Source organism: Pseudactinotalea sp. (assembly GCF_048594945.1).
Taxonomy (GTDB): domain Bacteria; phylum Actinomycetota; class Actinomycetes; order Actinomycetales; family Beutenbergiaceae; genus Pseudactinotalea.
The window spans coordinates 1-7,104 of the sequence record NZ_JBMDXJ010000009.1; the positions used below are offsets into that span (position 1 = coordinate 1).

Annotated in this window: 8 protein-coding genes; 3 read left to right on the forward strand and 5 right to left on the reverse strand. The window is 69.1% G+C overall.

Annotation, left to right across the window (positions count from 1 at the left end):
- The 5 genes from ACOJSN_RS00290 to dnaA form a co-directional block, all read right to left on the reverse strand.
- Positions 1–520, reverse strand: a 520-nt coding sequence (locus ACOJSN_RS00290; RefSeq protein WP_420110512.1) for a DUF721 domain-containing protein, incomplete at its 3' end; no start/stop codon positions are given.
- Positions 510–1,670 carry a DNA replication/repair protein RecF gene (gene recF, locus ACOJSN_RS00295; RefSeq protein ID WP_420110513.1) on the reverse strand — a complete coding sequence of 387 codons (1,161 nt, stop codon included), beginning with the start codon at positions 1,668–1,670 and terminating at the stop codon, positions 510–512. The genes recF and ACOJSN_RS00290, both read right to left, overlap by 11 nt.
- 46 nt (positions 1,671–1,716) lie before the next feature.
- Positions 1,717–2,616 carry a phosphogluconate dehydrogenase (NAD(+)-dependent, decarboxylating) gene (gene gnd / locus ACOJSN_RS00300; protein WP_420110514.1) on the reverse strand — a complete coding sequence of 300 codons (900 nt, stop codon included), beginning with the start codon at positions 2,614–2,616 and terminating at the stop codon, positions 1,717–1,719.
- Between the two features lie 29 nt (positions 2,617–2,645).
- Entirely contained in the window at positions 2,646–3,779 is a 1,134-nt protein-coding gene (dnaN, locus tag ACOJSN_RS00305; protein WP_420110515.1) for a DNA polymerase III subunit beta, read from the reverse strand.
- Positions 3,780–4,350: 571 nt separating this feature from the next.
- A complete protein-coding gene (gene dnaA / locus ACOJSN_RS00310; protein WP_420110516.1) occupies positions 4,351–5,796 on the reverse strand; it encodes a chromosomal replication initiator protein DnaA in 1,446 nt (481 codons plus the stop codon).
- A 397-nt stretch (positions 5,797–6,193) separates the two neighbouring features.
- On the opposite strand from dnaA, the gene rpmH reads away from it, so the two are divergent.
- From rpmH to yidD, 3 genes are read left to right on the forward strand one after another with little or no spacing between them, the layout of a single operon-like run.
- Positions 6,194–6,331, forward strand: a complete 138-nt coding sequence (gene rpmH, locus ACOJSN_RS00315) for a 50S ribosomal protein L34 (RefSeq protein WP_156224907.1) — start codon at positions 6,194–6,196, stop codon at positions 6,329–6,331.
- 9 nt (positions 6,332–6,340) lie between these two features.
- Positions 6,341–6,724 carry a ribonuclease P protein component gene (gene rnpA, locus ACOJSN_RS00320; RefSeq protein ID WP_420110517.1) on the forward strand — a complete coding sequence of 128 codons (384 nt, stop codon included), beginning with the start codon at positions 6,341–6,343 and terminating at the stop codon, positions 6,722–6,724.
- Positions 6,714–7,046 carry a membrane protein insertion efficiency factor YidD gene (yidD, locus tag ACOJSN_RS00325; RefSeq protein WP_420110518.1) on the forward strand — a complete coding sequence of 111 codons (333 nt, stop codon included), beginning with the start codon at positions 6,714–6,716 and terminating at the stop codon, positions 7,044–7,046. The genes rnpA and yidD overlap by 11 nt, the downstream gene beginning before the upstream one ends.
- Positions 7,047–7,104 lie beyond the last annotated feature (58 nt).

Below are 7,104 nucleotides of genomic sequence, written 5' to 3' on the forward strand. Positions count from 1 at the left end.
CGCGGACCGAGCGTGGCCCCTTGCGCCACGTCGGCCCTCCCGGACCGAGCCCCTGGCTCGTCGTGCCGGCGCGCTCGCCGACCTCCTCCGCGATCCGTCGCTCGAGCTGGGGGATGAGCAGTCTGATCTGGGTCGCCCAGGCGGTGGAGTCGGCGCGCACCACGAGCGCACCCTCCTCGAAGGTCTCGGGCTGACAGTGATCGGCCACCTGGTCACCGACCACCTCGCGCCACCGCCCCACGACCCCGCCCACCTGCAGCGACCGGTTCCAACCGAGCTGCGCGCTGAGCTGCTCCATCGTGTTCACCACCGGCTGCGGGTCTCGGCCTGCGCCGTGCACCACGCCGGGTGCATGCCCGCCGGTGCTGGTCCGTTTCGGCTTGCCCGGCTGTCCAGGACGCAGTCCCTTCGCCCGCGCGGCGTCACGCGCCCGCGCCAGCGCCAGTCTCGCGGCCTCGTCGAGCGAGTCCTGATCGCCCGACGGCGTCTCGTGCGTCGGTCCATCGGGTTCAGTCGGCACGACTCACCGTGCCTTCCGCGACGTCGAGCCGGGCGCCGGTGAGCGCGGCGGGGACATCCTCGGCCACGGCAGCGGTGATCAGCACCTGCTGGGCGGGGGACACCAGCTCGGCGAGCCGGTCGCGACGCCGACTGTCGAGCTCGGCGAACACGTCGTCGAGGATGAGCACGGGCTCACCGTCACCGTCCCACGAACCCTCCGTCGTGAGCAGCTGGTAGGAGGCCAGCCGCAGCGCCAACGCGTACGACCAGGACTCCCCGTGGCTCGCGTACCCCTTCGCGGGGAGTCCTCCGAGCACCAGCTCCACGTCATCCCGGTGCGGCCCGACGAGGCTGACGCCCCGCTCGATCTCCCGGCTCCGCAGCCGGCCCATCGCCTCCAGCAGCGCTGCCTCGACCACGTCGGGTCGGGTGAGCTCGTCCTCGGGGAGCGGCTCGTCCGCGTCGTTGTTCACGCTCGCGCGATAGGTCAGCTCCGCCAGGCTCTGCCCCGAGCTGACCTGCTCGTAGGAGTGCTGCACGTGTGGGCGCAGGTCGCGCAGCAGTCGCACCCGTGCAGCCAGCAGCTGGGCGCCGGTGGCGGCGGCCTTGGCGTCCCACACGTCGAGCGTGCGGATATCGCCGGCCGACCCGGCGCGCCGCGCCGCCGCGGCGGTCTTGAGCAGCGCGTTCCGTTGCTTGACCACTCGCTCGTAGTCGGTCCGCACGCCCGCCATACGCGGGCCGAGCAAGGTCAACAGGTCGTCACAGAAGCGGCGGCGCCCATCCGGGTCTCCCTTGACCAGCGCCAAGTCCTCGGGCGCGAACAGCACCGTGCGGAGCTGCCCCAGCAGCTCGCGCGGGCGTACCGGGCTGCGGTTGAGCCGAGCCCGGTTCGCGCGGCCGGCCACGATCTCCAGCTCGAGCAGCGTGGGCCGCTCGTCGCGCTGGACCTTCGCCTGCACCACGGCACGAGCCGCACCGGCCCGCACCAGCGCGGCGTCGCCAGCCACCCGGTGCGAAGAGAACGTCGACAGGTACGCGATCGACTCGACCAGGTTGGTCTTCCCCTGCCCGTTCTGGCCCACGAACGCTGTGACGCCCGGCTCCAGCGACAGCACCACGTTCTCGTACGACCGGAAGTCAGTGAGCGCAAGATCGGTGACGAACATCGCTAGCCGGCTTCCGCCGTCGGGCAGGCAACGCGAGCGGGAACGCTCATCCGTCGGCGGAACGCTGCACCGCGTGGCCACCGAACTGCTCCCGCAGCGCTGCCACGGCCTTCATCGCGGGCGAGTCCTCCTGGCGGCTGTCGAACCGGGCGAACAACGAGGCTGCGATCACCGGTGCCGGGACAGCCAGGTCGATCGCCTCCTGCACCGTCCAGCGACCCTCACCGGAATCGGCGACGTAGCCCTTGATCTCGGACAGGTCGTCATCCTCGTTGAGCGCCTTGACCAGCAGCTCCAGCAGCCATGACCGCACCACTGTGCCGCGTTGCCAGGCCTGGAACACCTTGCTGACGTCGACCATCAGGTCGTCCCGGGCGGCGAGGATCTCGTAGCCCTCGGCGTAGGCCTGCATGATCCCGTACTCGATGCCGTTGTGGACCATCTTCGCGTAGTGGCCCGCACCCACCGGGCCGGCGTGCGCGAAACCCTCCTCGCGCGGGCCGTCCGGGCGGAGCGCGTCGAAGACCGGCATCAGCATCTCGACGACGTCATCCGGTCCGCCGACCATGAGGCCGTACCCGTTGTCCTTGCCCCAGATGCCACCGGAGACGCCCGCATCCACGTACCGAATGCCACGCTCGGCAAGCTCGGAACCGCGACGGATGTCGTCGTTGAAGTTCGAGTTCCCCCCGTCGATGATCACGTCACCCTCGGTGAGCAGCCCGGCGACCTCGGTCACGACCGCCTCGGTGATCTCTCCGGCAGGGACCATGATCCACACGACCTTCGGGCCGCCGTCGGGCAATGACCCGATCAGAGCCTCGACCGACGCGACATCGCTGACCTCGGGGTTCTGGTCGAAACCCGTGACCTCGACGCCCGCCGCGCGCAGGCGTTCGCGCATGTTGCCGCCCATCCGCCCAAGTCCGATGAGACCGATGTGCATGGCGAACTCCTGAGGGGCTGGAGGGATGCTCAGCTCGCGAAACGGATCGGCTGGAGCAAGTAGCGGAAGGTGTCTGCGGAGTCAGGGCTGTCGCCGCCGCCCTCCTCCTGACCGCTCATCACGGCCGGCTTGGTCGGGTGCGTGAACGACAGCCGGGTGTACGGGGCGCCGAGCGCACCGAGTCCGTCGAGCAGGTACTGCGGGTTGAACGCGGTGGTGATCTCCTCGCCCACCAGCGTGGACTCCAGGGCCTCGGACGCCTGCGCGTCATCGCCCTGACCGGCCTCGAGGACCACCTGCCCCTCGGTAAAGCTGAGACGGATCGGCGTGTTCCGCTCGGCGACCAGGGCCACGCGCTTGGCAGCCTCGGTCAGCGCCGCCGACTCGGTGACCGTATGCGTGGTGGTCTGCTCCGGGAACAGGCGCCGCACCGGCGGGTACTCGCCATCGACCAGCAACGACGTGGTGTGGCGGCCGCCGGCCTCGAACCCGATGATGTCCGCGCTCTCAGCGAGCGAGATCTCGATCGATCCGGCCGAGGTGAGGGAGCGCGCGACGTCGGAGAGCGTGCGGGCGCGCACGAGCGCCTGCCGCTCGATCGTGGGAGAGCTCGGCCGCCACGTCATCTCGCGCATCGCGAGGCGGTAACGGTCGGTGGCGAGCAACGTCAACTTCTCGCCGCTGATCTCGACCTTGACGCCGGTCAGCAAGGGGAGCGTCTCGTCCCGGCCCGCGGCGATCGTGACCTGACCGATCGCGGCCGCGAACTCCTCGGCGTCGACCGTCCCCGCGAGCGCCGGCATCTCCGGCAGCGTGGGGTAGTCCTCGACCGGCATCGTCAACAGCGTGAAGCGCGACGAGCCGCACGTGACGTTCACCCGCGTGCCCTCGAGCTCCAGCTCGACCGGCTTGGCGGGAAGTGCCCGTGAGATCTCGGCCAGCAGGCGACCCGACACCAGTACCGACCCAGGCGTCTCGACCTCGGCCGCCACCTCAGATCGTGCAGAGACCTCGTAGTCGAAGGTGGAGAGCGTCAACGTGCCGTCCGGTGCCGCCTCGATCCGGACTCCAGCGAGCACCGGTGCGGGCGGGCGGGTCGGCAGGGTGCGCGCAGTCCAGGTGACAGCCTCGGCCAGGACATCGCGCTCGACCCTGAACTTCACTGTGTCGACCTCTCGTTCGCGTACTGCAGGCACAGGACGGCAGCCCCGCCTTGGGATCCCGAGCATAGTGCGGCGCGGTGGCTGGTTGGTGCCGGCCTCGCCCGTGGGATCTCACGAGCAGGCCGGGCAGGCCTTGTTGGTTGTTCACACCTGCAGCCATAGATCTAGTTCACGTTCGTCTTCGGTGGTGTGGAACATGTGGGCAACCGACGTCGTCGCAGGTGGGAGCGCACAGCGGCGTGTGGATCGACCTGGGCACGGCTGTGTGTCGGAGCGATGTGATTCGTGGACGAGCCGCTTTCCCACATTCTCTGTCCACGAGTCACAGGACATTCGTCCACGGCCGCCTGCTGCTTGTCCACGGTCATCCACAGGTCCATGCACAACTGTGTGTTTCGGTGGCGAGCGGGACTCGTGACCCTTTTGTGACATAACGAGCGCGCCGGGGATGAGTGTCGAGCGGTTCCGGGCGATTCGCGGTCATCCCGTGGCAGCAGATCGCCCGGAAGCGCCTTCCGTGGGGGTGCGGGTGCTGCGCGCGGGTCGTTCCGTCGCATTTCGCCGCCGGGTATCAGGCGCGTTGCTGCTGCCGGATCCGGTTCGTGAGCTCGGTGACCTGGTTGAACGTGGTGCGGCGTTCCGCCATCTGCTGGCGGATCTTGCGGTTGGCGTGCATCACGGTGGTGTGGTCGCGGCCGCCGAAGAGCTGTCCGATCTTCGGCAGCGACAGCTCGGTGAGCTCGCGGCACAGGTACATCGCGATCTGGCGGGCGTTGACCAGCACCCGGGAGCGGTCGGCGCTGCAGAGTGCCTCGATGGTCACCCCGAAGTAGTTCGCCGTCTGGCCCATGATGGCCGACGGGGTGACCTCGGCGTCCTGGTCGTCGGCGATCAGGTCCTTGAGCACCATCTCGGCGAGTGCGAGGTCCACCGTCTGCTGGTTGAGGTTGGCGAACGCGGTGACCCGGATCAACGCACCCTCGAGCTCGCGGATGTTGCTGGAGATCTTGGAGGCGATGTACTCGAGCACCTCCGGCGGCGTCTGCAGCTCCTCCGCGCCCTCCTTCTTGCGGAGGATCGCGATCCGGGTCTCGAGGTCCGGCGGCTTGACGTCGGTGAGCAGACCCCACTCGAACCGCGAGCGCATCCGGTCGTGGAATCCCTCGAGCGCCTTCGGCGGCTGGTCGGAGGTGATCACCACCTGCTTGCGGTCGTTGTGCAGGGTGTTGAACGTGTGGAAGAACTCGTCCATCGTCTGTTCCTTGCCCTGCAGGAACTGGATGTCGTCGATGAGCAGCACGTCGACCTCGCGGTAGCGGCGCTGGAACGCCTCGGCGCGGTCGTCGCGGATCGAGTTGATGAAGTCGTTGGTGAACTCCTCGGAGTTCACGTACCGCACGCGCCCCCCGGGGTAGAGGTTGAGCGCGTAATGGCCGATCGCGTGCAGCAGGTGGGTCTTGCCCAGACCGGACTGTCCGTAGATGAACAGCGGGTTGTACGCCTTCGCCGGCGCCTCCGCTACCGCGGTGGCGGCCGCGTGAGCGAAGCGGTTGCTCGACCCGATCACGAACGTGTCGAACGTATAGCTCGAGTTGAGCCGGGCGTTCGGGTCCACCCCGACGCCGTCGATCCGGTTCTCCGGCTTCGGCTCCGGGCGGGGCTCGGCGCGCTTCTCCGGAAGTCGGGGCTCGGGTGCGGCCGGCTCCCGGATGGGCGCCGGCTCCGGTGGGGCGTTGTCCTCGAGCGAGGGGTCCACGGTGACGGCCACCTTGACGTCGCGGATCAGCGCGTCGGAGAGCGCCGACGTGATCGACTCCCGCGCCCGAGTCTCGATGAACTCCTTGGCGAACTCGCTCGAGACCGCCAACAGGATGGTGTCGTCGATGACGCCGAGCGGCTTGGTCAGGCGGATGAAGCCGAGCTGCGCCCCGGTCACCTCGCCGCGGTCCTGCAGGATGTCGACGGCGCGAGCCCAGCCCTGCGCCAGTGCTTCCGAATCCACAGGCTCCTGAGACAACCGGCCCACCCTCGATCGCTGGTTGTGAACACGAGTTCCACAACACTATCCACAGACTGTGGGAAGACCTCCACAGACGTTCAGCACTGGCGGAGGCCTGCCCCGTCGCGCTGAGCGGCCATGCTAACGCCGCTGGGTTGTCCACATGTGCTGCTCGGGCAGGTGGATCACACGCGATCCACAGGCGTGCGCGACCTCACGTGCCTGTGTTTGACCGGGATCTCGGGCATCGCCTATCCTTGTGCGGTTGTGTGCCGGGAGGCCGGTGCCCGCTGGGACCCTCCGGTTCCCGCGCTCGGCTCGCCGCACGACACCGAACCAGACCTTCGCCGGTCAGTCGTTGCACGGCTGCCCAGCGCCACTGCCCCGAGCAAACCCGAGCAACACGGAGACTGACGTGAGCAAGCGGACCTTCCAGCCGAACAACCGCAAGCGCGCCAAGGTGCACGGCTTCCGCCTGCGCATGCGCACCCGCGCCGGCCGCGCCATCCTCGCCGCGCGCCGCCGCAAGGGCCGCGCCGAGATCTCCGCCTGAGCGTCGCCGGTGCTGCCCGCGCGGCACCGGATGCGGCACAGCGGCGACTTCGCCCGGACCATCCGATCCGGGAGTCGGGCCGGAGGTCACCACCTGGTGGTGCACTTGCTGCTGGCCGACCCCGAGCATGACGATCCCACCCCCGCCGGACCGGCGCGGGTGGGTTTCGTCGTCTCCAAGGCCGTGGGCAACGCCGTCCAACGCAACCTCGTCAAGCGCCGTCTGCGCGACATTCTCCGCACTCAGGTTCCCCGATTGCCTGACGGCGCACTCGCCGTCGTGCGTGCCTTGCCCCCTTCCCAGGGGGCGCCTTATGCGGAACTGCGGGACGCCGTCGAGCGTTCGATCGATGTGGCGACCGACAAGCAGCACAGGCGCCGTCATGTCCGCTGAGCCCAGGCCAGGGATCGTGGCGCGCCTGCTCACGGGCGCCGTGCGCGGCTACCAGCTGATCGTGTCGCCCTGGTTCGCGCCCCGGTGCCGGTACTACCCGAGCTGCTCGAGCTACGCGATCGACGCGCTGCGCACGCACGGAGCGATCCGCGGCACCGGGCTCGCAGCGTGGCGGGTGCTGCGCTGCAACCCGTGGTCACACGGCGGCGTGGACCACGTGCCGCCGCGCGGTGGCGAGACCGATCAGCACGACCACAGCACCGAGATGACGGCGGAAGGCCGTACCCTCGGTAGCCGGACCTCGCGCCAGGCCCAGGCCTGAGCGCGCTCATCGATACGAAAAGACCCCATGGACTGGTTTGACGGGATCCTCTACCCCC

Coding starts and splice junctions, on each gene's coding strand:
- recF (WP_420110513.1), bottom strand. CDS start 1,670: ATGTTCGTCACCGATCTTGCGCTCACTGACTTCCGGTCGTACGAGAAC.
- yidD (WP_420110518.1), top strand. CDS start 6,714: ATGTCCGCTGAGCCCAGGCCAGGGATCGTGGCGCGCCTGCTCACGGGC.
- gnd (WP_420110514.1), bottom strand. CDS start 2,616: ATGCACATCGGTCTCATCGGACTTGGGCGGATGGGCGGCAACATGCGC.